This window comes from Pseudomonas poae (genome assembly GCA_028869255.1).
Classification (GTDB): Bacteria; Pseudomonadota; Gammaproteobacteria; order Pseudomonadales; family Pseudomonadaceae; genus Aquipseudomonas; species Aquipseudomonas poae_C.
This window is the reverse complement of record CP110972.1, coordinates 573704-598920: the sequence shown is the minus strand read 5'-3', so window position 1 is coordinate 598920 and position 25217 is coordinate 573704. Positions and strand designations below refer to the sequence as shown.

Below are 25217 nucleotides of genomic sequence, written 5' to 3'. Positions count from 1 at the left end.
GCTTGCCGATGTGCTGGAGCCTGCCGGAATGCGTACAAGCCTCTCGAACAACATCGCACTGGATCTGCCCTCCCCCTGAACCCCGAGGCCACAAGCCCGGGCCCGCTGGTACTGAGCCCGCGCCTGCACAACAAGGACCTCGCGCCCACCAAGGTCGAAGGTCGACGCTGGGGCCGCTACAGCATCTTTGCCCTATGGACCAACGACGTGCACAACATCGCCAACTACTCGTTCGCCATTGGCTTGTATGCCCTGGGCCTGGGCGGCTGGCAGATCCTGTTGTCCCTGGGGATTGGCGCGGCGCTGGTGTACTTCTTCATGAATCTGTCGGGGTATATGGGGCAGAAGACCGGCGTGCCGTTTCCGGTGATCAGCCGCATCAGCTTCGGCATCCACGGCGCGCAGATTCCGGCGTTGATCCGCGCCGTGATTGCGATTGCCTGGTTTGGGATTCAGACCTACCTGGCCTCGGTGGTTTTCCGCGTGTTGCTGACCGCCATTCATCCCGGCTTCGCCGACTATGACCACAACTCGATCCTGGGCTTATCGACGCTGGGTTGGGCGTGTTTTGTGGCGATCTGGTTCGTGCAACTGGTCATCCTCGCCTACGGCATGGAGATGGTGCGGCGCTATGAAGGCTTCGCCGGCCCGGTGATTCTGCTGACCGTGGCCGCGCTGGCCGGCTGGATGTACTTCCAGGCGGGCGGCAACATCGCGTGGTCGATCCGTGAACCGCTGAGCGGCGGTGAGATGTGGCGCAATATCTTCGCCGGTGGCGCACTGTGGCTGGCAATCTACGGCACCCTGATCCTCAATTTCTGCGATTTCGCCCGTTCCTCGCCCTGCCGCAAGACCATTCAAGTAGGCAACTTCTGGGGTTTGCCGGTGAATATCCTGGTGTTTGCCGCCATCACCGTGCTGCTGTGCGGCGGGCAGTTCCAGCTCAATGGCCGGGTGATCGAAAGCCCTACCGAAATCATCGCGGCCATCCCCAATACCTTGTTCCTCGTGCTCGGTTGCCTGGCCTTCCTGATCGTCACCGTGGCGGTGAACATCATGGCCAACTTCGTCGCACCGGCCTTTGTGCTGAGCAACCTGGCGCCCAAGTACCTGAACTTCCGCCGCGCCGGGTTGATCAGCGCCACGGTGGCGGTGCTGATCCTGCCGTGGAACCTCTACAACAGCCCGCTGGTGATCGTGTATTTCCTGTCCGGCCTGGGCGCGTTGCTGGGGCCGTTGTACGGGGTGATCATGGTCGATTACTGGTTGATCCGTAAAAGCCAGGTGGACGTGCCGCAGTTGTATAGCGAAGACCCGAATGGCGTTTATTACTACAGCCGCGGGGTCAATATGCGTGCGGTGGCGGCGTTTATTCCTGCAGCCGTGATCGCCATCCTGTTGGCGCTGTTGCCGGGGTTTGCCAGCGTCTCGCCGTTTTCCTGGTTGTTTGGCGCCGGTATTGCAGGGTTGCTGTACCTGCTGATCGCCAAGCGTCAGCCGTTCTACGCCGATGTCAGCGGCGAAAGCATTGCAGTCGATAACGTCAGTCATTAATCAAGGACATTCCATGCGTATCCTCGTGGTCAACGTCAACACCACCGCCTCCATCACCGACACCATCGCCCAGCAGGCACGGGCCGTGGCCGCACCGGGCACCGAAATTGTCGGGCTCACGCCTTACTTCGGCGCCGAATCGGTGGAAGGCAACTTTGAAAGCTACCTGGCGGCCATCGCCGTGATGGACCGGGTGATGGCCTACGACCAGCCGTTTGATGCGGTGATCCAGGCTGGCTACGGCGAGCATGGCCGCGAAGGCTTGCAGGAATTATTGAACGTGCCGGTGGTCGACATCACTGAAGCGGCCGCCAGCACCGCGATGTTCCTGGGCCACGCCTACTCGGTGGTGACCACCCTGGACCGCACCGTACCGCTGATTGAAGACCGCCTGAAACTCGCCGGCCTGTACCAGCGTTGCGCCTCGGTGCGCGCCAGCGGCATGGCGGTACTGGAGCTGGAAGAAAACCCGCTGGCCGCCATGGAAGCCATCGTACGCCAGGCGGAACTGGCGATCAGCGAGGACAAGGCCGAGGTGATCTGCCTGGGCTGCGGCGGCATGGCCGGGCTGGATGAGCAGATTCGCCAACGTACCGGTGTGCCGGTGGTGGATGGGGTGACGGCGGCGGTGACGATTGCCGAGTCGCTGGTACGGTTGGGGTTGTCGACGTCGAAGATCCGGACTTACGCGACGCCAAGGCCAAAGAAAGTCATCGGATGGCCAAGCCAGTTCGGCCGCTGAGGTCTATGTGGGAGGGGCTTGCCCCCGATAGCGGTGGGTCAGCAATAAATCAGCCAGCTGACACTCCCTCATCGGGGCAAGCCCCCTCCCACATTTTGGATGTGTGCCTGGCTTTAGATCGCACTGAAGCGGCGTCCCAGTTTCTGCTCAGCAAACTGCTCAATGATGAAATCCACAAACGCCCGGGTCTTGCCCGGCAGCAACTTATGTTCGGCGTAGTAGATGGAAATATTGCCGTCATCCACATACCAGTCGGGTAGCACGCGCACCACCTCGCCACTGCGCAAAAACGGCACCGCCATCGGCATGCTCACCAGTGCAATCCCCAGGCCCTGGGCGCTGGCACAACAGGCGGCTTCGGAGTCACTCATGGTCATGCCGGGCTTGAGTACCAAGGGGCGATGTTCACGCTCAAGGCTGGTCAGTTGCCAGGAACGCACGCGGCCGGTCTGCGGGGAGCGGATCAGGATGCCGCTGCAGCGCGCCAGGTCTTCGGGGGTCAGCACCGGCGGGCGGCGGGCCAGGTAATCGGACGACGCCACCAGCACACGATGGGCCGGTGACAGCTTGCGGGCGACGACGCCTTGCGGCAGCTCGAAACCGCCGCCGATAGCGGCATCGAAGCCCTGGCCGATCAGGTCAACCTGGCGGTTATCGAAATGCCAGTCGGGGCTGATATCCGGAAAACGCCGCATAAACGCCCCTAGCAGCGGCACCACATACCGATTGCCGAACACCGTGCCCATGCTGACCTTGAGCGTGCCCACCGGCCGCCCTTCAGCGCTGGCCAGGTTGGCGACGGCGTTCTGGATAGTGGTGAGACTGCCGCTGACTTCGTCGAGGAACAGCTTGCCGGCTTCGGTCAGGGTTAAACGCCGGGTGCTGCGTTGAAACAACCTGACGCCGAGGCGCGCTTCCAGCTTGGCGACGCTTTTGCCGACCGCCGCCGGGGTCAGGCTCAGGTGCCGTGCAGCCTCGGCGAAGCTGCCGCCTTCAGCGCTGCGCACAAAGCATTCGATACTGCCGAAGCTCTCCATATCGCACCATTCTAAACTTTTGGTTTACACAGACTATAGCAATCGCGGTCTACCGGGTTGTCCGGGTGAGGTCGATACTCGGCTCATCAACTCAATTGGAGATCGACATGACCACACAAAACCTCAGCGGCAAAGTCGCCTTGATTCAAGGCGGTTCCCGCGGCATCGGCGCCGCCATCGTCAAGCGCCTGGCCGCGCAAGGTGCAGCCGTCGCCTTCACCTATGTCAGCTCGGCCGCAAAAGCCGAAGAACTGCAGAACAGCGTGATCAGCGAAGGCGGCAAAGCCCTGGCGATTCAGGCCGACAGCGCCGATGCCACGGCGATTCGCAACGCGGTCAACGCCACCGTTGAAGCCTTTGGGCGCATCGATATTTTGGTGAACAACGCAGGTGTATTGGCCATCGCACCGCTTGAAGACTTCAAGCTGGAAGATTTCGACCAGACCTTGGCGATCAACGTACGCAGCGTGTTTATCGCCACTCAGGAAGCGGCCAAGCACATGGCTGAAGGCGGCAGGGTGATCAATATCGGCAGCACCAACGCCGAGCGCATGCCGTTTGGCGGCGGCGGGCCGTATGCGATGAGCAAGGCGGCGCTGGTAGGGTTGACCAAGGGTTTGGCGCGGGATTTGGGGCCGCGTGGCATCACCATCAATAACGTGCAGCCTGGGCCGGTGGACACCGATATGAACCCGGCGAACAGTGAGTTCGCCGAGAGTCTGATCGGGTTGATGGCAGTTGGGCGTTATGGGCATGTAGAAGAGATTGCCAGCTTCGTCGCCTATCTGGCCGGGCCGGAAGCGGGTTACATCACCGGGGCAAGCCTGACGATTGATGGCGGTTTCAGCGCCTAGGCTTGCTGGAACACTGCAAAACCCAATGTGGGCGGGGGCCTCCCTCCCACATTGGGCCACGTTGCGTCAGTACATTGGAGGCAGGCCATAGGCGGCCAGGTCGAAATCCGCGAGTTTGCGGATGATCTGGTCGGCATGGTGGTACTTGCTGTCAGCCATGGCCTCATCGGGCACGGCGATGGCGGTCATGTGGGCGGCCTTGGCGGCAGTCACACCGAAGGGCGAATCCTCGAACACCAGGCAATCCTTGGGCGCTACGCCCAGACGGCGGGCGGCAGTGAGGAAGATATCCGGCGCAGGCTTGGCGGCGCCGACTTCCGGGTCGTCGGCCGTGACGATCGTGCCGAACAAGCTGAACCACTCGCGGTGCAAGGTGGTTTTGTGGCCAAACGAATTGCGCGACGAACTGGTGCCCACGGCAATTGGAATATTGTGAGCCTTCAAATGCCGCACCAGCGCTTCGGCACCGGGCATGCCCAGGGCCTTGGGGAAACGCTCGCTCATCAGCGGTTCACGGATTTGCAGAAACTCGGCCGAGGTAATCGGCAGGTCCAGCGCCTTGACCACGTAGTCGGCCAGGTCCTGGGCACCGCGCCCGATAATGTGTTGCTTGATCCCCCAGTCGTAGGTACGGCCGTAGCGTTCGGCGATGATCTGTGTGACTTCGGTGTAGATGCCTTCCGTGTCCAGCAATAACCCGTCCATATCAAAAATCACGGCCTTGATCGGACCGACTGCGGTACGCGGTGCATTCATCACAACAAAACCCTGGGGGAAGGACTAAAAGGATTCAGCACAATAACGGCCACACTTGCCCGCAAGCAACCCTTTAGACTGTGCCCCCCTCCTTTAGAAGCGCGCGCAATGCTCTACCGCCTAGCCGCCGACAGCCTGGTGCTGTTTCACCTGTGTTTTATCCTGTTCGTGCTGTTCGGCGGCCTGCTGGCCCTTAAATGGCGACCGGTTATCGGGCTGCACCTGCCCGCTGCCGCCTGGGGGGTGGCGGTGGAGGTGTTCCACCTGCCCTGCCCGCTGACCCGCTGGGAAAACCTGCTGCGTCACCTCGCCGGTCAGGATGGATATGGCGCGGGGTTTATCGAGCATTACATCCTGGCGCTGATCTACCCCGCCGGGCTGACCCCGCAGATTCAGCTGGGGCTGGGTGCCTTGGTGCTGTTGATCAATATCACGCTGTATGGGTGGCTGATCCGGCGTTACGTACAGGATTGAGACAGCTTCACTGGTGAAGAATCAAACTCCCTCAGTCCCTTCACAGACGCCCCCATGTCCGAAGCCTTCGAAGTCCCCAGCCCCCACGAAAAACACCTCGAACACACCACCGAACATGCCCACGGCCGCGCAGACACCTTCGCCAGCCGCATCGCGGTAATGACCGCCATCATGGCCACGGTCGGCGCGATGCTCAGTTACCAGGCCGGCTCCAGCGAAAGCGAAGCGGCGATGGACAAGAACAACGCCGCCATCATCAAGACCGAAGCCGCCAATCAGTGGAACTACTACCAGGCCAAGTCCAGCCGCCAAAACCTCGCGGAACTGGCCACGCACATTCCCGGCGTGGACGCCGCGCATTACAAGGATGAGATCGAGCGCTACAAAAGCCAGAAGGAAGAGGTGCGCAAACAGGCGGAAATACTCGAAGCGACCTCGAAGCAATGGGATGAGAAATCGGAACAGGCCCTGCATCAACATCATCGCTGGGCCCAGGCGATGACCGCAATTCAGATCGCGATTTCGTTGGCGGCGATTACGTTGCTGACGCGCAAGGAATGGCTTAAACGCATGTCGTACACGGCCGGCGGTGTGGCCGTGGTACTCGGCAGCCTGGCCTGGCTGCATCTCTGACTGAGCACAGTTTAATGTGGGAGCGGGCTTGCTCGCGAAGGCAGTGGGTCTGCCAGTATCTATGTGCCTGACAAACTGCCTTCGCGAGCAAGCCCGCTCCCACATGTGCTCTTCGGTGTTTTCAGGGTTGGGCTCTGTCATCGAGTCGCTACATAGCAAAAGAAATAACACTACCCAAGGAAAACCCGGTGTCCGCACAACCCAGAGAAGCCGTGGGCGCCGCCTACAGCATTGAATCCATGCGCTACAGGCCATGACCTGGAAGGCCATCCACCGCAGCGGCGACCTGGGCGACTTCGAGCACTACCCGAATGCAGGCTTGTGGATTATGGAAATCCAGATCGCCCACGCGACCAAACCCTACGACGCTTTTTACGAAGACCTGCTCGCTTAAGCAACCTCATGCAACGCTCCACCGAACAGGAGCTACAAGCGCGTGTCGGTAGCGCTGGCTTGAAGATGAAATTTTCGGGCAAATAATTCCAATCTGACGTTACGGGCATTAGAGTGGCGCGCCTTCGAGAATTGAATCTCGACTATTGAGCCCATGGAGTTACCCCGTGAAGTACGTCAGTAAAGTGGTTGCAGCAGCTGTTCTCGGTTTCGCGCTTGCAGGTTGCACCGGCACCGCCATCAAATCCCCGCAGTACGACAGCAGCCAATACACCGTGATCGGCCACAGCCAAGCCAGCGCCACCGGTATCATGTTGTTCGGCATCATCCCAATCGGCCAGAACAGCCGTTTCGTGCGCGCCCAGGATGCTGCCATCAAGGCAAAAGGCGGCGACGCGCTGATCAATACCCAGATCCAGGAAAAATGGTTCTGGGCCTGGGTGCTGAGCGGTTACACCACCAGCATTTCGGGTGATGTGATCAAGCTGAAAACCGCGCAGTAAATCCCCCGGGATTTACCACGTATCATGGGCTGAACTCTCGAGGACGGCCCATGAACCTCAGTATTGTTTATGCCCTAGCGGCCGCCGCCCTGTTCGGCGCCAGCACCCCGCTCGCCAAAAGTCTCGGCCTGAGCCTCTCGCCCGTGCTGCTCGCCGGCCTGCTCTACCTGGGCAGCGGCATCGGCCTCGCCGGCGTACGCCTGATCCGCGATCGCGGCTGGCAACCCAGCGGCCTGGCCCCCTCCGAATGGCCGTGGCTGATCGGCGCCATCGCCTTCGGCGGCATCCTCGGCCCCGTAGCCCTGATGTTCGGCCTGACCCGCACCGCCGGCGCAACCGCCGCCCTGATGCTCAACCTTGAATCGGTGTTGACCGCCGTCATCGCCTGGCTGGTGTTCAGAGAAAACGCAGACCGCCGCCTGATTATCGGCATGATCGCGATAGTCATGGGCGGTTTAGTGTTGTCATGGTCCGATGGCGGCGGCGCCAGCCACGACTGGATCGGCCCGTTTGCAGTCGCCGTAGCGTGCTTGTGCTGGGGGATCGATAACAACCTGACGCGCAAGGTTTCAGCGTCGGACGCGTTGTTTATCGCGGGCGTCAAAGGGCTGATTGCCGGCGTGGTGAATTGCAGCCTGGCGCTGTATCTCGGCGCGCAGATACCGGCTTTGGCGCAATTGACGCCTATCTTATTGGTCGGGTTTCTGGGGTATGGCATCAGCCTGGTCATGTTTGTGCTGGCGTTGCGCGGGCTGGGCAGTGCGCGAACCGGCGCCTACTTCTCGACGGCGCCGTTCCTGGGGGCTGCGGTGGCGCTGCTGGCGTTCGGGGAGTCGGTGACAGTCGCGTTCTGGGTTGCGTCCGCGCTGATGGCCGTTGGGGTTTGGCTGCACCTCACGGAGCGGCACGCCCATGAGCATCGGCATGAGGCGACGGAGCACGGGCACCGGCATGTGCATGATGAGCATCATCAGCATGAGCATGGGTTTGAGTGGGACCCGGCGCAGCCGCATAGTCATGTGCATGAGCACAGTGTGGTGAGGCATAGCCATGCGCATTTTCCGGATGTGCATCATCGGCATCGGCATTGAGGGCGACAGAGAGTTGCCCGTATTGCAGGGAGGATTAATTTTCCATAAGAAGCCAGCTGATACACATGACGGTAGCGGATGTGAAAGCAATCAGTGTCGGTATGACCATCCAGTACTTGAGATGTCGTGGGATTTTTTCAACGTCCTCAACCCTTACTAAACGCCTCCATTGGAGTACTTTTGGGATAAGAATGATGATAGCCATGGCAAATAGGCGTACCTGTCGGCCTTCAAATGGAGCATTACGGAAAATCCGCCTGTGCAGGATTACATAGTCGCTGTGTTCCACATAGCGTTCTGCTGCGTCGAGCTTTTTGAACATTACAAAAAATGTGAGAGGGATGCTGAGTAGCATGATGACGGACGAGCACATGCCGATGTATTCGAACACCATTTAATCCCTCACAGTCTCATAGAGAACTTTTCCTGTGGCTTCTCCGAAAGCGCTTCCGGCTTTGCCTAAGGCGAGTCCACCTGCGGCTCCGCCAACAATGGCACATGCCAATGCTCCGGCGCCTGCTGTAGGTATGCCAAAAACAATCATGCAGGCGCCTATCCCCACAAAGGTACCAACACTTCCGCCCAACGATGCCCCCCCCAACGCCTAGCACCAACTTACCCCCTTCAACATATTTCGCCTGCGTACACTCTTGCTCACGTCCTGTCGTACACGCCTGCGCTATCTCCAGCGCCGTCGCCCCTACATCCAGCGCTATCCCAATGTAAGTCCCCTTCTTCAAAATCTGCGAAGCCTTGGCTACACGCCTGACCCGCTCCTCATACCCACGAATTTCTCCATGGTGCCAGTAACTCCTACTGGAAATTCCGAGCATTTTTTTAATCGAACCTTCATTTTTCAACCCCGTACCAAAGCGCGCCATACCCGAAATTTGGCTATCCAACCTTGCAAACAGCGCCCTACGCTTAGCCAGAAACTCCTCCCTCACCCCCACGGCGTCCCTCCTCAAGTACTGCTTATGCAAATCGTCGATGTCCATAAGCGTCCTCTCGACTTGCGACAGGTGTTTGCTCCAGCCACTGCTGGCGCTTCCGAGGCCGAGGGAGGTGTAAGACAAGATGGTTTGTAACTGATCATAGTTTTTGATCAGGAATTGATCAGTTGCGGAATACGCCAACAGGGCGAGTTTTATATTCAGCGCCGAACGCATCAGCCATGCCTCTTCAGCAGTGCAAGACGCGGTTCGGCTGTCCCCGATGATCACCAATTGCCCAGGCAATACCAAGGTGTTGCGGATGTGCTGGTTGAGGGTGTCGAATTTGGTGTGCGTATGGGGATTAAGAGAAAGGCTGAGTTTGAGCAGTGGATAAGGTTGCGGTCGCTCATTGATAAATGCGTAGGGTCCCTGCATGCGTGCACCTCCAAGTGACTGAGGCGCACGACTATAAGAAGGCGCGACAGCGGAGGTAAGACGGGTATAGGGGTGGTTTTAACGTTTCAGAAATGGACTACTTCAATCCAGGTGCATGCCTACGATTGCGTGGGTCTAGCTGATCAAGTGGCCCATCGTACGAGGGGTAGCGTGGAGCTGGGCGATATTAGTTAATTCGGGCAACGTCCTAGAGTCCATGCGGAAGCAACGGACTCCCACTTTTCAAAAGCTAAACCTATAGTCGCTCGTTCGCTCTGTGAGCGACCGGGTTTGGCGACTCGATGACATTAAGGACGGACGTAGACGACGTCATTTTCAGGCAACGGCTTTTCTGAAGACTTAGCGTGAAATGGCTTCGTAATTTTTTATTTGTCTTAATGGAGTCACTAATGAATAAATACATGGCCCTCACCAGCAACGACAGCGCCACACCCGCCCTTTTCATCGACACCACCGTACCGCTAGAGATACTGCTTGATGCTGCGAGTTATCGGCTGCGGGCGGTTACTCAAGTTATGGAAAACCTTGCGCTACGGGGGAGATAAGTAGTGATGCCGTCGTACTCAGCGATTTTGCGTTGTTGTGCTCGATTCCTTTGCGCGATGGGTGTGATTTACTGGATGTCATAAGTCGGCGTATGGACATCCCATGCGATTGGTCTAAGAAACGCACGCTTTCAAACCCTAGAAATCACAAAACCCCTGGTTTCTCTCGAAACCAGGGGTTTTGTTTACATCAAATTTGGCGGTGAAGGAGAGATTCGAACTCTCGATACAATTTCTTGTATACACACTTTCCAGGCGTGCTCCTTAAGCCACTCGGACACTTCACCGTATCTCGGCAAACCAGTTCAGTCTGTCGAGGCGCGCTAATGTAGTCGAAAGCCTTTCTGATGGCAAAGGTTTTTTTCAGAATTTTCATGCGCTTAGACGGTTATGCCGTTACCCGCCTGGCAGGGGGCGGTGATTCTGCCATTCTTGGGCATTGGCGGCGTAGGTCTGGAACGGCTGTTGCGCCCGGCCATGGGCTATTCAGCGGCTGGCATGCGGGAAAAGTCTGACTGGGTAGTCAGTCACGGCGCTTTACCGGGGCGGGCGTGGTGGGTAACGTTTGTGCATGCACTTCTATAACAAGTCCTACAAGGAACCGCGTCATGAGTGAGTTGATTGCTTACCACCTCGAAGACGGTATCGCGACCCTGACCTTGAGCAACGGCAAGGTGAATGCCATTTCTCCGGATGTGGTGAGTGCGTTTAATACAGCGCTGGACCAGGCCGAGAAGGATCGGGCGGTGGTGATCGTCACCGGGACGCCGGGGATTCTGTCGGGTGGTTATGATTTGAAAGTGATGACGGCCGGCCCTAAAGAGGCGATCGGCCTGGTGACAGCGGGCTCGACCTTGGCCCGGCGCCTGTTGTCGCACCCGTTCCCGGTGATTGTGGCGTGCCCTGGGCATGCGGTGGCCAAGGGCGCATTCCTGCTGTTGTCGGCGGATTATCGGATTGGTGTGGAAGGCCCGTTCAGCATTGGTCTGAATGAAGTGGCAATCGGCATGACCATGCACCACGCCGGCATCGAGTTGGCACGGGATCGTCTGCGTAAGTCGGCGTTTCATCGCTCGGTGATCAATGCCGAGATGTTCGACCCGCAGGGCGCCCTGGGTGCCGGGTTCCTCGATAAGGTGGTGGCGCCGGAGGAGCTGCAGGCGGCGGCTCTGGAAGCGGCACGCCAGTTGAAGAAGCTCAATATGAATGCCCACAAGCACACCAAGCTGAAGGTGCGTAAGGCACTGCTGGAAGCTTTGGACGACGCAATCATCCAGGACCAGGGCCATATCCTGAGCTAACCCCTGCTACTGAAACACCAAAGCCCGACCTTTAGTCGGGCTTTTTCTTGCCTATAAATACGAATCCTCCGTAAACGCTCTAGCCTGCCGCTGCCCGCAGATGTTGAAACATGTACTTAAACATCGCCTATCTCCTACCTCTACCGGGGTAATTGCCGAATACAGTGCACAACCGTACACTGCGCCACCTTTGTCCCGATGGGCCGTGTCGATGCTTTTTCTGTTGCGTATGTTGTTGATGGGCCTGCACTTTATGCTCGCCGGTGTACTGGGCGTGCTGATTGGTGTGTGCCGGCCGTTCAACCCGGACAACAGCCGCTTGTGTGCTCGCCTGTATGCACTGCCGGCGATGTGGCTATTGCGTTTAAACGTGAAGACGGACGTGGACTCGCTGCGCAACAAGCCGGGAACGTGCGTGATCATCGCCAATCACCAGTCCAACTACGACCTGTTTGTGTTCGGCAATGTGGTGCCCCACCGCACGGTGTGTATCGCCAAAAAAGCCTGAAATGGGTGCCGCTGTTCGGCCAGTTGTTTTGGCTGGCGGGCAATGTGCTGATCGACCGGGGCAATGCGCACAAGGCGCGCCGTGCGATGCTGACCACCACGCACACTTTGCAGCATGAGGACACGTCGATCTGGGTGTTTCCGGAGGGCACGCGCAATATGGGCAAGGGCCTGCTGCCTTTCAAGAAAGGCGCGTTCCATATGGCGATTGCGGCCGGTGTACCGATTGTGCAGGTGTGTGCCAGCAATTACGTGACCCACATGCAGCTCAATCGCTGGAACAGCGGTGATGTACTCATACGCTCGTTGCCGCCGATTCCTACGGCTGGGCTGACTCCGGATGACATTCCGGCGTTGATGCAGGCTTGTCAGGCACAGATGGATGCGTGCATTGCGGGGATGGATCGGGAGTTGCAATCTGCTTAGGTACTTTTGGGCGCGCTTCGCACGCCAACGCGAGCAAGCTCGCTCGCCACAAAAAGCTCGCCTCTAGAACATCTGCCAAAGCTACTACGGAACGCCATTCAAGCTAAGCTGCCCAACACCTGTCCTCCTAATAAGAAGCGATCAGCATCATGGGTAGAGTTGTTGCGGCCGCCGTTTACAGCGCCGGAAAGAAAGTCACTGATATCACCCTCGACGAAGGCGCAGCCTGGGCCGCCAAACCCGATCACTTTGTGTGGATCGGCCTGGAAGAGCCCAACGCCCAGGAGCTGGCCAACCTGCAACGCCAGTTCAACCTGCATGAATTGGCCATCGAAGACGCCCTGGAAAAACACAGCCGCCCCAAGCTGGAAACCTTCGGGGATGCGCTGTTTATCGTCACCTATTCACCGGTGCGCGAGAACGGCAAGCTGGAGTTCATCGAAACCCATATTTTTGCCGGCAACGGTTACATCATCACCGCCCGTAACGGTCACTCGGCGTCCTACGGCTTTGTGCGTCAACGCTGTGAGGCGCGGCCGCTGTTGCTGGAGCATGGGGAAGATTTCGTACTGTATGCACTGCTGGATTTCGTCACCGAAAACTATCAGCCGGTGAGCGAAGCGATCCATGCCGAGATTGATGAGCTGGAGCGCAACGTGCTGTGCAGCTCACTGAGCGAGCGCGATATCCAGAACCTTCACGGCCTGCGCCGCGATGTGCTGCGGCTCAAGCGATATGTGGCGCCCATGGTGGAGATCAGCCAGGAGCTGCAGAAGCTGAGCTTTCCGTTTATCGACAAGAACATGCGCCCGTACTTCCGTGATGTGCAGATCCACGTGACGCGGCAGATGGAAGACCTCACCACCCTGCGCGATATCGCCAGCCAGACCATCGAGATCGGTGTGTTGCTGGAGGCCTCGCGCCAGAGCGTGGTGCAGCGCAAGTTCGCCGCGTGGGCGGCGATCCTGGCATTCCCCACGGCGGTGGCGGGGATTTATGGGATGAACTTCCAGAATATGCCCGAGCTGCAATGGCACTACGGCTATTTTGCGGTGCTCGGGTTTATTGCGGCGGGGTGCACCGGCCTATGGGCCAGCTTCAAGCGGTCGGGCTGGCTTTAAACGCGGGCCTCGGGCTTGTGGGCCACAAAGCGCATCATCCATTCCGCCACGGTGACGCCGTGGTGGTCGCGCTTCAGGCTCGATACACCGTTGGTGTAGACCTTTTCGCCCAAGGTCGTCTGAAGAATCTCCAGCAGTTCGCGGGAATAATCGTGGATAAATTCCGGGTGGCCCTGGAAGCACAGCACCTGGTCGCCGATGTGGTACGCGGCGAACGGGCAAAAATCGCTGGAGGCTATGACCGTGGCATTTTCCGGCAGGGTGGTCACCTGGTCCTGGTGGCTGATCAATAGCGTCAGTTCTTGCACTTCGGGGCTCATCCACGGCGCCTTGGCGTCGAGTTTGTAGTCGTGGATGCCCATGCCCCACCCCTGGCCGGCACGCTCGGTCTTGCCGCCCAGCAGCAGCGCCAACAGTTGATGGCCAAAGCAGATACCCAGCAATTTATCGCCGCGTTCATAACGCTCGAGCAGGTAGGTCTTGAGGGTCTGGATCCACGGGTCGGTACCGAAGGAATCGGCCTTGCTGCCGGTGATCAGGTACGCGTCAAACACTTCGTCGTCCGACGGGTATTCACCCTGCACCACGTTGTACACGACAAACTCGGCGGGTATCGGCTGCTTGGAGAACAGGCGCTTGAACATCTGCCCGTACCCTTGGTATTGGTCGATCAAGCCTGGACGCAGGATATCGGTTTCCAGGATACAGACGCGTAGCGACATAAAAAATACCTGACACGGTGATGGGAATAATGCACACCCCAGAGCCTGCCTTGAAATACCCCCTCAAGGCAAGCCCCGGTTGCTTCCCACCTACTGATCACCGAAAGGCTTCACCTTGTGCAGCTTTTTCCAACAACAGTGCGGGCGGTGAGAAGCGCTCGCCGTACTGCTCGGCCAGATAACGCGCCCGGGCGATAAAGCCATTCAGCCCGTACTGATTGATAAACTGCAGTGCGCCGCCACTCCATGCGGCAAAGCCAATTCCGAAGATCGACCCCACGTTGGCGTCCGCCGTGGACGTCAACACACCCTCCTCCACGCAGCGCACGGTTTCGATAGCCTGAATAAACAGCAACCGGTCGCGTACATCCTGTGGCGAAATCTGTTTGCCTGGCTGTTCGAAGCGCGTTTTCAGCTCGGGCCACAGGTGTTTCTGCGCACCTGCGGGGTACGCGTAAAAACCACCTCCCGCCGCCTTGCCCGTGCGTCTGTACTCATTCACCAACAGGTCAATCACCACCGTCGCCGGATGCGTCGGCACGGCTTTACCTTCCGCCTGAAGATCCTTCGCCGCTTGCTGTCGGATATGGCTCATCAAGCTGAGCGACACTTCATCGGAAACCGCCAACGGCCCGACCGGCATCCCCGCCTTGCGCGCTTCGGTTTCGATCATCGGCGCGGCCACGCCTTCGCCCAACATGGCGATCCCTTCGTTGGTAAACGTGCCGAACACCCGCGAGGTGAAGAAGCCACGGCTGTCGTTGACCACTATCGGGGTTTTCTTGATTTGCAGTACGAAATCGAAACCTCGCGCCAGGGTTTCGTCCGAGGTGCGGGCGCCCTTGATGATTTCCACCAGGGGCATCTTGTCCACCGGGCTGAAGAAATGCAGGCCGATAAACTTGCCAGGGTCGGGCACCGCCGTGGCCAGGCCGCTGATGGGCAAGGTGGAGGTGTTGGAGGCGATCACCGCGTCGGCGCCAACCCTATGTTGCGCAGCGGCCGAGACCTTGGCCTTGAGCTCGCGGTCTTCGAACACGGCCTCGATGATCAGGTCGCAGCCGGCAAGGTCGGCGTCATCCTGCGTAGGATGGATGCGCGCCAGGGTGGTTTCCCGCTGCTCGGCGGTCAATTGCCCACGGCTGACCTTCTTGTCCAGCAGCGCCGCTGAGTGCGCCTTGCCCTTCTCGGCCGCCGCCAGGTTGACGTCCTTGAGCACCACCTCGACGCCCGCGCAGGCACTGACGTAGGCAATGCCCGCGCCCATCATCCCGGCGCCAAGCACGCCGACCTTGCGCGTCACGTAAGGCGCAAAGCCCCGTGGCCGCGAGCTGCCGGCGTTGATTTCGTTGAGCTGAAACCAGAAGGTGCCGATCATGTTTTTCGCCACTTGCCCGGTAACAAGCTCGGTGAAATAGCGGGTTTCGATCAGGTGCGCGGTGTCGAAATCCACCTGGGCGCCTTCCACGGCGGCGCAGAGGATTTTTTCCGGGGCCGGGAAGCAGCCTTGGGTCTTGCTGCGCAAAATCGACGGCGCAATCGCCAGCATCTGTGCCACTTGGGGGTTCGACGGCGTGCCGCCAGGGATCTGATACCCCTTGGTGTCCCACGGCTGCCGGGCCTGCGGGTTAGCCAGAATCCAGGCGCGGGACTTGACCAACAGCTCATCGCGATTCGCCGCCAGCTCATTGATCAAGCCCGCTTGCAGCGCCTGTTGCGGCCGGACCTTTTTACCTTCCAGCAAATACGGCAGGGCCTTTTCCAGACCGAGCATGCGCACCATGCGCACCACCCCGCCGCCGCCCGGCAGCAGGCCCAGGGTGACCTCGGGCAAGCCGAGCTGCACCGATGTGTCATCCAGTGCGACGCGGTAATGGCACGCCAGGCAGATCTCCCAGCCGCCGCCCAGGGCCGCGCCATTGATCGCTGCGACCACCGGCCTGCCGAGGGTTTCCAGGCGGCGCAGTTGCGCCTTCAGCACCCGCACGCTGTCGTAGAATTCCCTGGCGTGGGCCTGGTCGACTTTGATCAGCTCATTGAGGTCGCCGCCGGCAAAAAACGTCTTCTTGGCCGAGGTGATAATCACCCCGGCAATTTCTTCCTTTTCCGCTTCCAGACGCGTAACGGTGGCCGCCATGGCCTCGCGGTACACGCCGTTCATGGTGTTGGCGCTCTGGCCGGGCATGTCGAGGGTCAGCACCACGATCTGGTCCTGGCCTTTTTCGTAACGAATGGCTTGGGTCATGACAAATTCCTTGGGCTCAGAGGCGTTCGATAATGGTCGCGATGCCCATGCCACCGCCGACACACAGGGTGGCCAGGCCGTAGCGCTGCTGGCGCACCTCCAACTCGTCGAGCAGGGTGCCGAGAATCGCGCAACCGGTGGCGCCCAACGGGTGGCCCATGGCGATGGAGCCACCGTTGACGTTGACCCGCGAGGCGTCGATGCGCATGTCCTTGATGAACTTGAGCACCACCGAGGCAAAGGCTTCGTTGACTTCGAACAGGTCGATGTCTTCTATGCGCAAACCGGCCTTGGCCAGGGCCTTGCGGGTCGCCGGCGCGGGGCCGGTGAGCATGATGGTCGGGTCGGTACTGGTGACTGCCGTGGCGACGATGCGCGCCCGCGGTTGCAGGCCCAGCTCGCGGCCCTTGGCTTCGGAACCGATCAACATCAGCGCGGCGCCGTCGACGATGCCGGAGCTGTTGCCGGGTGTGTGCACGTGGTGGATGCGTTCCACATGGCTGTAGACCCGCAATGCGGTGGCGTCGAAGCCCATCTGCCCCATCATTTCGAAGCTGGGCTTGAGCTTGCCCAGGCCTTCAAGGGTGGAATCGCCGCGAATAAATTCATCATGGTCCAGCAGCACGATAGCGTTCTGGTCCTGCACTGCGATCAGCGATTTGTTGAAGGAACCATCTGCACGGGCCCTGGCCGCTTTCTGCTGGGACTGTAGGGCAAAGGTGTCGACGTCCTCGCGCGTGAAGCCTTCCAGGGTGGCGATCAGGTCCGCGCCGATGCCCTGGGGCGTGAAGTGGCTGTGCAGATTGGTTTGCGGGTCGAGCACCCAGGCACCGCCATCGCTGCCCATGGGCACGCGGGACATGGACTCGACGCCGCCGACCACCACCAGGTCTTCAAAACCGGAGCGCACTTTCATCGCCCCGAGGTTGACCGCCTCCAGGCCCGAGGCGCAAAAGCGGTTGACCTGCACCCCGGCGACGCTCACGGCCCAGTCCGCCACCAGCGCAGCGGTCTTGGCGATGTCGGCGCCCTGGTCGCCCATCGGGGTCACGCAGCCGAGCACGATGTCATCGACCTGGTGGGTGTCGAGGTCGCTGCGTTGCGCCAGCGCTGTCAGCAAACCGGCCACCAGGTTTACCGGCTTGACGCTGTGCAAGGCGCCGTCGGCCTTACCTTTGCCCCGTGGCGTGCGTATGGCATCAAAGATCAAAGCTTGGGTCATGACGTCCTCGAACCGCTGTGCATGTGTGCCCTTACCTTAGGCTCGATTGACACGGTTTCAATGACGGATGCGCTCATTGCTTTTGACCTCCACGCTCGGACGAACGGTAGGGCCCTTAGCGTATTGCCTGATTAATCGTTTTAGCTGTCTAGCCAAGGCTTTGGCGCCAAGATGGCGATAGGCCTCATGCCGTTTTAAGCTGAAATTCTGATTAGCTGATATGAAATGGATCTAAGCCGCGCAGAACGAGGGCTCTAAGGTTCAATCAGTAAGAAGTTGCTGCCGGGTTTTGCTGGAGCAACTGTAAGAAAAGCGACACGTCAACACTGCATAGTGGTTTTACCGGCACGCATTTGACGCTCAGGAATAACAACAAAAGGCAGTCAGCCATGTTCAAACATTCGAAAGTACGTCAGGCGGGACTTATTCTCTTCGCCACCACACTGATTCTGATCTTGCCCAATTTAACCAAGGTTATTGGGTGACCCCCTACCCCACACATTCCGTGCACTCACAGCACCAGAACTGCAGTTTTTGGCAGCACCTGCCGGGACATTGCGTATAGCGGTCCTGTTGCAGGGGCTGCCGTTTTGCGTGGGATTTTCCGGTATCGTGAGCCCCATCGTCACTTTGCATCGGGCCACCCTCGTGAAATTTATCCTTGCCCTGCTCGCCCTGCTCATCAGCCTGCCTGCTGCGGCTGCACAACTGAGCATCGAACTCGATCACGCCAGCAAGACCTGGCAGACCGCCGACCTGCTCAAGCATCCGGATGCGCAAACGGTGCAGATCACTGATGACGTGTCCTACAAGCGCCACATGACCTATCGCGCAGTGCCGTTGGCGGTGCTCCTACCGGGCCTCAAGCCGCAAAACCATGTGCAAGCCGTGGCCCTGGATGGGTTCGCCGCCGAACTGACCGCCGCGCCTTTACTGGAAAAAAACGGCGCCCGCGCCTGGCTGGCCGTGGAAGATCCGGCCCACCCGTGGCCCGCATTGGCCGACGGCAAACCGAGTGCCGGCCCGTTCTACCTGGTGTGGACCAACCCGCAGGCCGGGCATATCAGCCCGGAGCAGTGGCCGTTTCAGATCTCTGGGATCAAGCAATTGAAGACGGTTTCGGAGCGTTTCCCTGCCTTGTTGCCCGACCCCAAGCTGGCGGCGAATGACCCGGTCAATCAGGGCTTCGCGTTGTTCCAGAAAAACTGCCTGGCGTGCCATCGCCTCAATGGTGCCGGCGATGCACAGGTGGGGCCGGACCTGAATATTCCCTACAACCCCACCGAATATTTCAGCGGCGATTTCCTCAAACGCTATATCCGTGACCCGCAAAGCCTGCGCCACTGGCCGCAGGCAAAGATGCCCGCGTTCGCCACCATTGTGTTGCCGGACAGCGAGCTGGATTTGTTGGTGGGGTATTTGAAGCATATGGCGGGGCGTAAACAACACCCTTGAATATCGAACACAGCCACCCCCTGTGGCGAGCGGGCTTGCCCGCGTTGGGCGGCGCAGCAGCCCCAATGAAGCAGCATGCGGTGTGTCAGGTATTTCCTCAGCGGCCGGTTTTGGGGCCGCTTCGCAGCCCAACGCGGGCAAGCCCGCTCGCCACAAAAGGCTGGATCTTCACAAGGTCACACTATTGCTGTTGCACTGAAATTACCGGGGTAGGCGCCACAAACACCTTGGCGTGCATCTGTTCATGCCCGCCGCCACGGCGCATGCCACGTACCGGGCAGGCGTCGAGGTAATCCAGGCCCACGGCCAGTTTCAAATGCCGCTCCGGCCGGGCCAATTGGTTGGTCACGTCAAAGCTGTACCAGGCGTCATCCAGCCAGGCTTCGGCCCAGGCATGGCTTGCCAGGTGCGTGCTGTCTTCGGTGTACAAATACCCCGACACATACCGCGCCGGGATCCCCAGGCTGCGTGCACAGGCCAGGAACGCATGGGTGTGGTCCTGGCACACGCCGGCGCGCCCTGCGAAAGCCTGGGCGGCGCAGGTGTCGACTTCGGTGGCGCCAGGCGTATAAACCATCGACTGGTGGAGAGCCTGCATCAGGTCGATCAACGCCGTGCGATCACGCCGTTGATGGCAATGCTGTTGCGCAAAGCTGCGCAGGGCTTCATCGGGTTCGGTCAGGCGCGTGCAGCGCAGAAACGGGAAGGCCGACTGGCTCTCGTGCTCGGCCTCGCGCAATTCGTCGATATCCACTTGGCCTCGCGCACCGATGATGATGGCGTCGTGGGGTTCGTCCAGGGTCAACACATGCAGGATGTTGCCGAACGGGTCCACCTGCGCACGCACCGGGCGCGGCAGGTCCAGTTGCCAACTGAGCACATGCTGGCGCTCGCTGTCGTGGGGCGTGAGGCGCAGGTACTGGATGCTGGCGCGCACCTGGTCTTCGTAGTGGTAGGTGGTTTCGTGGCTGATGGAGAGTCTCATGCCGCCTCCAGGTAGGAACTGTAGATGGCGTCGCCCAACTGGCGGACCAAGGGGATAAAGTCGGTCAGCCAGGCGTGCAGGCCTTCCTCGAGGATTTCATCGATGGCGGTAAAGCGCAGGCGCGCGTCCATCTCGGCGGCCAGGCGCTGCGCCGGGCGACCGTTGAGGCCAGGCAGGCTGGCGAGGATCTGGTCGATCTCTTCGCTGCAGGCCCGCAGGGAACGTGGGACATCGGCGCGCAACAGCAGCAGCTCGGCGACTTGCCGGGCGCCGGGCGCGTCGCGGTAAATCTCAGTGTAGGCCTCGAACGAGGACAACGCCCGCAGCAAGGCGCTCCACTGATAGTAGGCGTGGGCCGTGCCATCGGTGACGGCTTCGGCGCGCTCGCCGGCCATTTCATAGCGCGCATCCAACAGGCGCAGGGTGTTGTCGGCGCGCTCGATAAAGGTACCCAGGCGAATAAAACGGAACGCGTCGTTACGCATGATGGTGCCGTAAGTGGCGCCCCGGAACAGGTGGGAACGCTCCTTGACCCACTCACAGAACCGGCTCATGCCGTAACGGCTCAAGCCCTGTTGGGAGATGTCGCGAATATCCAGCCAGGTGGCGTTGATGTTTTCCCACATGTCGGCGGTAATTCGCCCACGCACGGCATGCGCACTGGCCCGTGCGGCGCCGAGGCAGCTGTAGATACTGGCCGGGTTGGCCGCATCCAGGGCGAAGAAATGCAGCAGGTGTTCGGCGTGCAGTTCGCCGTGGCGCTCGCGGTAGTCATCCAGGGTACCGGTGATCAACAGCGGCATGGCCAGTTCATGCAGGCCATCGCCGCGCCCATCCTGGGGCATCAGCGACAGCGAATAGCTGACATCAAGCATGCGTGCGAGGTTTTCCGCACGCTCCAGGTAGCGCGACATCCAGTACAAATCCGAGGCAGTTCTACTCAACATATTTCAATCCTCGACCACCCAGGTGTCTTTGGTACCACCGCCCTGGGATGAATTGACCACCAGCGAACCTTCGCGCAGCGCCACGCGGGTCAGGCCGCCGGGCACCACGCGGGTTTCCTTGCCGGACAACACAAACGGGCGCAGGTCGATATGACGCGGCGCGATGCCGTTTTCGACAAAGGTCGGGCAGGTGGATAAACACAGGGTGGGTTGCGCGATATAGGCGTGGGGCTTGGCCTTGATACGTGCACGGAAGGCTTCGATTTCCGCCGTCGTGGAGGCCGGGCCGACCAGCATGCCGTAGCCACCGGAGCCTTGGGTTTCCTTGACCACCAGGTCCGGCAGGTTGGCCAGCACGTGGGATAACTCGTCGGGCTTACGGCATTGGAACGTAGGAACGTTCTGCAGGATCGGCTCTTCATCCAGGTAAAAACGGATCATCTCGGTGACGAAGGGGTACACCGATTTGTCATCCGCCACCCCAGTGCCGATCGCGTTAGCCAGCACCACATTGCCCGAACGATAGGCGGCCAGCAGGCCAGGCACGCCGAGCATGGAATCGGGATTGAAGGCCAGCGGGTCGAGGAACGCATCGTCGAGGCGACGGTAGATCACGTCCACCGCTTTGGGGCCATCGGTGGTGCGCATGAACACGCGGTCATCGCGCACGAACAGGTCGGCGCCTTCCACCAGTTCCACACCCATTTCCCGCGCCAGAAAGGCGTGCTCAAAGAAGGCGCTGTTGAAGCGGCCCGGGGTCAGCACTACCACGCTGGGGTTATCAAGGGGGCTGGAGCTTTTCAGGGTGTCGAGCAGCAGGTTGGGATAATGGTCGATGGGCGCAATGCGCTGGGCGGCGAACAGTTCGGGGAACAGGCGCATCATCATCTTGCGGTCTTCGAGCATGTAGCTGACGCCGCTCGGGGTACGCAAGTTGTCTTCCAGCACATACCAGGTGCCGTCGCCATCGCGTACCAGATCGACCCCGGAGATGTGGGAATACAGATCGCGGTGCAGGTTGAGCCCCTGCATCGCCAACTGGTACTGCTCGTTGGCCAGCACCTGTTCGGCGGGGATGATCCCGGCCTTGATGATGCGCTGTTCGTGGTACAGGTCGGCGAGAAACATGTTCAACGCCTTGACCCGCTGGATGCAGCCACGCTCGACGGTCCGCCATTCGCTGGCGGGAATACTGCGCGGGATGGTGTCGAAGGGAATCAGGCGCTCGGTGCCTTGCTCGTCGCCGTAGAGGGTAAAGGTGATCCCGGCGCGGTGAAACAGCAAATCGGCTTCACGCCGGCGCTGGGCCAGCAATTCTGCCGGGGTTTCAGCCAACCAGCGGGCGAACTCGCGGTAATGGGGGCGAACCTGCCCTGCCCCGTCGTACATTTCGTCGTAATAAGTGCGGATCATGCCGAACTCCTTGTCACCCGGACGCAAGAACCATCGCAAGGCCCGTGCCAGCGGCATAAACACTTAAAAATCAGTGAGTTGAATTAACAAAAGGATCTGACCGCACCGTCCTGGTGCGCAGAATGCCCGGTGTACCGCCGTACGCCTCATCGCAATGCGGGCTTTGGCTATCAACAGCATAGTCAGAGTTGATTTCACTGCCCGCCTGCGCGTGCGGATAATCGCAACCATCTGCTGAACAGGATGCGTCCTACCGTTTCAGCTCACCGCTCTTCCCTTTAGGCCACCCTCTTTGGGTGGCTTTTTTTTGGTGCTTAAAAACCTCACGCAAGTTCCGTGGAGTTTTCCTACTGCACAAACAAAATCGGCCGACCCAAAGGTCAGCCGATACGCTGTGTTGCTCATAAAATGCAGCTACATGGGTAACCCACGCACCTCCTGCTTGACGCCCCATCCCTCGATAATTCCGCCCAAAGGCTCGACCACCGCCTCAAAGTCTTGCTCGAAGTCTCCTATGCCGTCGTAGGTTGCGAACATGATTTTGCTTAGCTCCAGGTACCAGGCGCCATCGTCGCGCGCACTGACCTGGGCATTCAGGGACTCCCCACGAAACTCACCCGCAGCCCTGCGCGCCCGTTCCTCATCCGGGAAAATGGCGTAGAACTCGATGGGGTGGAAACGTGAAAAATCGAAGCCGCCTTCTTTCATGCGGCGCAGAACGTTGGTGCTGATGTCTTCTTGATAGGCTGTGCTCATGAAAAGTGCTCCTCAAATTGATGGATAGACTTTCCGTGCTTCCCGAAGCCCGCGCCGTACTGGCGCGGGAACTACGGCTGTAACATCACCTGGGGCAATGACACCGCTGGAAAACAAGCATGTAGCTGACAAGACCAGACCTTAGCGATTCATTCGCTGATCTCACTTGCAGAGTAGCGCGAAGCTAGCACCTCCACCAGAGGTGCTTGAATGGCATACAGGGATTGTTCAGGCGGCGGGAGAGATGTCGAGGATCTGGATACTGTTCTGGTCTTTGAGGATCTTGACCGTAGGCTCGGGTTTGCGCCCCTCCAAGTCATTGAGGTCCAGCTCGGCGGCGACGGGCACCAGTTTGTTGCGAATCATGTGTGCCGCATCTTCGAGGCTGGGCTTCTGGTCGCAGGTGAACTGCTCCACGGACTGCACGCCGTGATCATCAACGAAGGTAATCTGCCACTTTTGCATCGGTGCCTCCTCGATAAAACCCATGTGTGGGCTCACATCTATCTGGACCTTGAGGGCTCGCCAAACGTTCCACCCAAGGCCGGAGGCACCTGATCAACTGCGCTTATTTTTCAGCGTGTTCTTTCAAGGCTTTCAAGGTGTTGAACGGCGCGTCCACCACAAACTTGTTGGCCAGCCACGAAGGCACGCTGCCGCCTGGCTCGGTGTGCACCTAGTAGGTGACTTCGGTCTGGTTGTCACCTTTTGGCACCAGTTTCCAGAAGCCGTCGACTTGGGCAACCCGCACGTAGCCTTTTTCTTCAGGCTTGTAGGTAGGCACCCCTTCCAGTTTACGAGTCAACGTACCGTCGGCGGCCTTGGTGGTGGTGATATGCAGGTAGGAATCACGGTCTGTTACCGGGAATGGCGCTTTGAATTGAGTGTAGGTCCAGCTCTCGTCGCCTTTCTTGTCGACCAGCTTCTGGGATTTGCATTCATGAATCCAGGAGCAGGCACCGGCGACGTCTTCCTGCAGGGCGACGATTTTTGCAACAGGCGCCTTGATCACTGTCACACCGCGATACGCCTTGTATTTGGAGCCGGCGATTTCACTCAGGGACACTTTGATACCGTCTTCGTCCTTGGCGACTTGCCAATCCTCAGCCTGGGCAGTGGCAGCAAACAACACCGTAAAACCGCACAACACAGCCATTCGTTTCAGCGAACCCATTGTTATATTCCTTATTGTCGACGTTCTGAAAAAAGTTCCGGTAGTAAAGCCCATCAAGCCGCCGTCATCTGCTCCCACCAGCCGATCAAGCGGATCGCATCGGACTGGTCGGTGCCGCACACCTCGATATCCGCCTTGAAATCACTGCACACCGCCGGGCGTTCCGGTTGCCCGAACAGCTGGCATAGCTGTTCGACCGACAGGTGCAGACAGCGTTCGCCCGCCGGTTTGCCGTTGGGCATTCCAGGTAGCGGCGAACTGATGGAGGGGGCGATGCAGCAAGCGCCACAGCCTTCACGGCATTTCATGACCAGCAGGTCCTCGACGACTCAATGTGGATGGCCGGGCTAGAGTACGCCCTTAAACAGCCGTTTTAAAATGGGCTAACAGGGGTTTTTCGCACAAAACAAAAGTGACCGACCAGTCTGCGACAGATGGTCGAGGGGCGGCGTCACGTTTACCGGAAACGTTTACTGCTTGAACTCGAATTCCAACGCGGCGCCTTCCACCTCGCGCCGCTCTTCGTTGCGCAGTTGCAGCTTCATCTCATTGCTGAGCAAGCGGCCATTGATCTGGAAAGCGCTGTTGTCGGTGGGTTTCTCACCGAACATCGGCGGCAACAGCGGCACGCTCTTGGGTTTGGGCGCAGTGCCCAGCGGCTGCAGGTGCCGGACCATATCCGAAGGCAGGGACAGATCCAACTGTGCCGGTGGCAATTGGGTTTGTGCCACCTCTTGAGCCGACTTGGAGGATTTACGTTTTTTCGCCGTGGCGGCTTTTTTCTTGGCCACCGCAGCTTTTTGGGCCGTCGCCGTTTTTTTCGCGGGAGTCTTCTGCTGGGTACTGGCAGCGGGCTTGGCGTCAGTCACAGGCGTTGCCGCCAGCACCGGGCTGACGTTACACAGGCTTAGCAGGCCAATCACCAAAACAGCACGAACAATTGAGGTCATATCGCCAACAGCATTAACGG

At 59.4% G+C, this 25217-nt stretch carries 23 protein-coding genes, 1 tRNA gene and 5 pseudogenes; 13 read left to right on the top strand and 16 right to left on the bottom strand.

Going from position 1 to position 25217, the window contains the following annotated elements:
• The first annotated feature begins 28 nt into the window (after positions 1–28).
• Together LRS56_02875 and LRS56_02870 are read left to right on the top strand one after the other, a co-directional pair.
• Positions 29–1554, top strand: a pseudogene (locus LRS56_02875) (NCS1 family nucleobase:cation symporter-1).
• 13 nt (positions 1555–1567) lie between these two features.
• Positions 1568–2296, top strand: a complete 729-nt coding sequence (locus LRS56_02870) for an aspartate/glutamate racemase family protein (protein WDU63518.1) — start codon at positions 1568–1570, stop codon at positions 2294–2296.
• A 113-nt stretch (positions 2297–2409) separates the two neighbouring features.
• Here LRS56_02870 and LRS56_02865 read toward each other — a convergent pair whose 3' ends face one another.
• A complete protein-coding gene (locus LRS56_02865; GenBank protein ID WDU63517.1) occupies positions 2410–3333 on the bottom strand; it encodes a LysR family transcriptional regulator in 924 nt (307 codons plus the stop codon).
• 107 nt (positions 3334–3440) lie between these two features.
• Here LRS56_02865 and LRS56_02860 point away from each other — a divergent pair, with 107 nt between their 5' ends.
• Positions 3441–4187: a 3-oxoacyl-ACP reductase FabG gene (locus LRS56_02860; protein WDU63516.1), complete on the top strand. Its 747-nt coding sequence runs from the start codon at positions 3441–3443 to the stop codon at positions 4185–4187.
• A 66-nt stretch (positions 4188–4253) separates the two neighbouring features.
• On the opposite strand, the gene LRS56_02855 is transcribed toward LRS56_02860, so the two are convergent.
• Entirely contained in the window at positions 4254–4943 is a 690-nt protein-coding gene (locus LRS56_02855; protein ID WDU63515.1) for an HAD-IA family hydrolase, read from the bottom strand.
• A gap of 108 nt (positions 4944–5051) precedes the next feature.
• Here LRS56_02855 and LRS56_02850 point away from each other — a divergent pair, with 108 nt between their 5' ends.
• The 5 genes and pseudogenes from LRS56_02850 to LRS56_02830 all read left to right on the top strand — a co-directional run bounded on the left by LRS56_02850 (position 5052) and on the right by LRS56_02830 (position 8037).
• Positions 5052–5417: a DUF2784 domain-containing protein gene (locus tag LRS56_02850; protein WDU63514.1), complete on the top strand. Its 366-nt coding sequence runs from the start codon at positions 5052–5054 to the stop codon at positions 5415–5417.
• A 54-nt stretch (positions 5418–5471) separates the two neighbouring features.
• A complete protein-coding gene (locus tag LRS56_02845; GenBank protein WDU63513.1) occupies positions 5472–6050 on the top strand; it encodes a DUF4337 domain-containing protein in 579 nt (192 codons plus the stop codon).
• A 265-nt stretch (positions 6051–6315) separates the two neighbouring features.
• A pseudogene (locus LRS56_02840) lies at positions 6316–6444 on the top strand ((Fe-S)-binding protein).
• 166 nt (positions 6445–6610) lie between these two features.
• A complete protein-coding gene (locus LRS56_02835) occupies positions 6611–6946 on the top strand; it encodes a hypothetical protein (protein WDU63512.1) in 336 nt (111 codons plus the stop codon).
• 50 nt (positions 6947–6996) lie between these two features.
• Positions 6997–8037 (top strand): EamA family transporter, encoded by a 1041-nt coding sequence (locus LRS56_02830; protein WDU63511.1) that lies wholly within the window; start codon positions 6997–6999, stop codon positions 8035–8037.
• Positions 8038–8071: 34 nt separating this feature from the next.
• Here LRS56_02830 and LRS56_02825 read toward each other — a convergent pair whose 3' ends face one another.
• Positions 8072–8431 carry a hypothetical protein gene (locus LRS56_02825; protein ID WDU63510.1) on the bottom strand — a complete coding sequence of 120 codons (360 nt, stop codon included), beginning with the start codon at positions 8429–8431 and terminating at the stop codon, positions 8072–8074.
• Positions 8432–8447: 16 nt separating this feature from the next.
• A complete protein-coding gene (locus LRS56_02820) occupies positions 8448–9407 on the bottom strand; it encodes a hypothetical protein (protein ID WDU63509.1) in 960 nt (319 codons plus the stop codon).
• A 410-nt stretch (positions 9408–9817) separates the two neighbouring features.
• Here LRS56_02820 and LRS56_02815 point away from each other — a divergent pair.
• Positions 9818–10071, top strand: a pseudogene (locus LRS56_02815) (short-chain dehydrogenase).
• A gap of 99 nt (positions 10072–10170) precedes the next feature.
• Here the strand turns inward: LRS56_02815 and LRS56_02810 are convergent.
• Positions 10171–10260: transfer RNA gene (locus tag LRS56_02810), tRNA-Ser, on the bottom strand.
• A gap of 321 nt (positions 10261–10581) precedes the next feature.
• On the opposite strand from LRS56_02810, the gene LRS56_02805 reads away from it, so the two are divergent.
• From LRS56_02805 to LRS56_02795, 3 genes and pseudogenes are all read left to right on the top strand, one after another.
• Positions 10582–11274, top strand: coding sequence for a crotonase/enoyl-CoA hydratase family protein (locus tag LRS56_02805; GenBank protein ID WDU63508.1), 693 nt, complete (start codon positions 10582–10584; stop codon positions 11272–11274).
• A gap of 211 nt (positions 11275–11485) precedes the next feature.
• A pseudogene (locus tag LRS56_02800) lies at positions 11486–12207 on the top strand (1-acylglycerol-3-phosphate O-acyltransferase).
• A gap of 149 nt (positions 12208–12356) precedes the next feature.
• Entirely contained in the window at positions 12357–13328 is a 972-nt protein-coding gene (locus LRS56_02795; GenBank protein ID WDU63507.1) for a magnesium and cobalt transport protein CorA, read from the top strand.
• On the opposite strand, the gene LRS56_02790 is transcribed toward LRS56_02795, so the two are convergent.
• The 3 genes from LRS56_02790 to LRS56_02780 all read right to left on the bottom strand — a co-directional run bounded on the left by LRS56_02790 (position 13325) and on the right by LRS56_02780 (position 17517).
• Positions 13325–14050 carry an amidotransferase gene (locus tag LRS56_02790; GenBank protein WDU63506.1) on the bottom strand — a complete coding sequence of 242 codons (726 nt, stop codon included), beginning with the start codon at positions 14048–14050 and terminating at the stop codon, positions 13325–13327. The two genes, LRS56_02795 and LRS56_02790, sit on opposite strands and share 4 nt — an antisense overlap.
• Positions 14051–14147: 97 nt before the next feature.
• A complete protein-coding gene (locus LRS56_02785; GenBank protein ID WDU63505.1) occupies positions 14148–16295 on the bottom strand; it encodes a 3-hydroxyacyl-CoA dehydrogenase NAD-binding domain-containing protein in 2148 nt (715 codons plus the stop codon).
• A 16-nt stretch (positions 16296–16311) separates the two neighbouring features.
• Entirely contained in the window at positions 16312–17517 is a 1206-nt protein-coding gene (locus LRS56_02780) for an acetyl-CoA C-acetyltransferase (protein ID WDU63504.1), read from the bottom strand.
• 648 nt (positions 17518–18165) lie between these two features.
• Between LRS56_02780 and LRS56_02775 the strand changes: the two genes are divergently transcribed.
• The gene (locus LRS56_02775; GenBank protein ID WDU63503.1) at positions 18166–18972 is read left to right on the top strand and encodes a cytochrome c; all 807 of its coding nucleotides are present in this window, start codon (positions 18166–18168) and stop codon (positions 18970–18972) included.
• 181 nt (positions 18973–19153) lie between these two features.
• Here the strand turns inward: LRS56_02775 and LRS56_02770 are convergent, their stop codons facing one another.
• The 8 genes and pseudogenes from LRS56_02770 to LRS56_02735 all read right to left on the bottom strand — a co-directional run bounded on the left by LRS56_02770 (position 19154) and on the right by LRS56_02735 (position 25197).
• Entirely contained in the window at positions 19154–19957 is an 804-nt protein-coding gene (locus tag LRS56_02770) for a transglutaminase family protein (GenBank protein WDU63502.1), read from the bottom strand.
• A complete protein-coding gene (locus LRS56_02765; protein WDU63501.1) occupies positions 19954–20904 on the bottom strand; it encodes an alpha-E domain-containing protein in 951 nt (316 codons plus the stop codon). The genes LRS56_02770 and LRS56_02765 overlap by 4 nt, the downstream gene beginning before the upstream one ends.
• 3 nt (positions 20905–20907) lie before the next feature.
• Complete coding sequence (locus LRS56_02760) at positions 20908–22317, bottom strand: circularly permuted type 2 ATP-grasp protein (protein WDU63500.1); 1410 nt, start codon at positions 22315–22317, stop codon at positions 20908–20910.
• A 414-nt stretch (positions 22318–22731) separates the two neighbouring features.
• Complete coding sequence (locus tag LRS56_02755) at positions 22732–23073, bottom strand: ribonuclease E inhibitor RraB (protein WDU63499.1); 342 nt, start codon at positions 23071–23073, stop codon at positions 22732–22734.
• A 228-nt stretch (positions 23074–23301) separates the two neighbouring features.
• On the bottom strand, positions 23302–23538 hold the full coding sequence (locus LRS56_02750; protein WDU63498.1) for a hypothetical protein: 237 nt from the start codon (positions 23536–23538) through the stop codon (positions 23302–23304).
• 103 nt (positions 23539–23641) lie between these two features.
• Positions 23642–24247, bottom strand: a pseudogene (locus LRS56_02745) (START domain-containing protein).
• 53 nt (positions 24248–24300) lie between these two features.
• Positions 24301–24555 carry a YkgJ family cysteine cluster protein gene (locus LRS56_02740; protein ID WDU63497.1) on the bottom strand — a complete coding sequence of 85 codons (255 nt, stop codon included), beginning with the start codon at positions 24553–24555 and terminating at the stop codon, positions 24301–24303.
• 162 nt (positions 24556–24717) lie between these two features.
• Positions 24718–25197 (bottom strand): translation initiation factor 2, encoded by a 480-nt coding sequence (locus LRS56_02735; GenBank protein WDU63496.1) that lies wholly within the window; start codon positions 25195–25197, stop codon positions 24718–24720.
• Positions 25198–25217 lie beyond the last annotated feature (20 nt).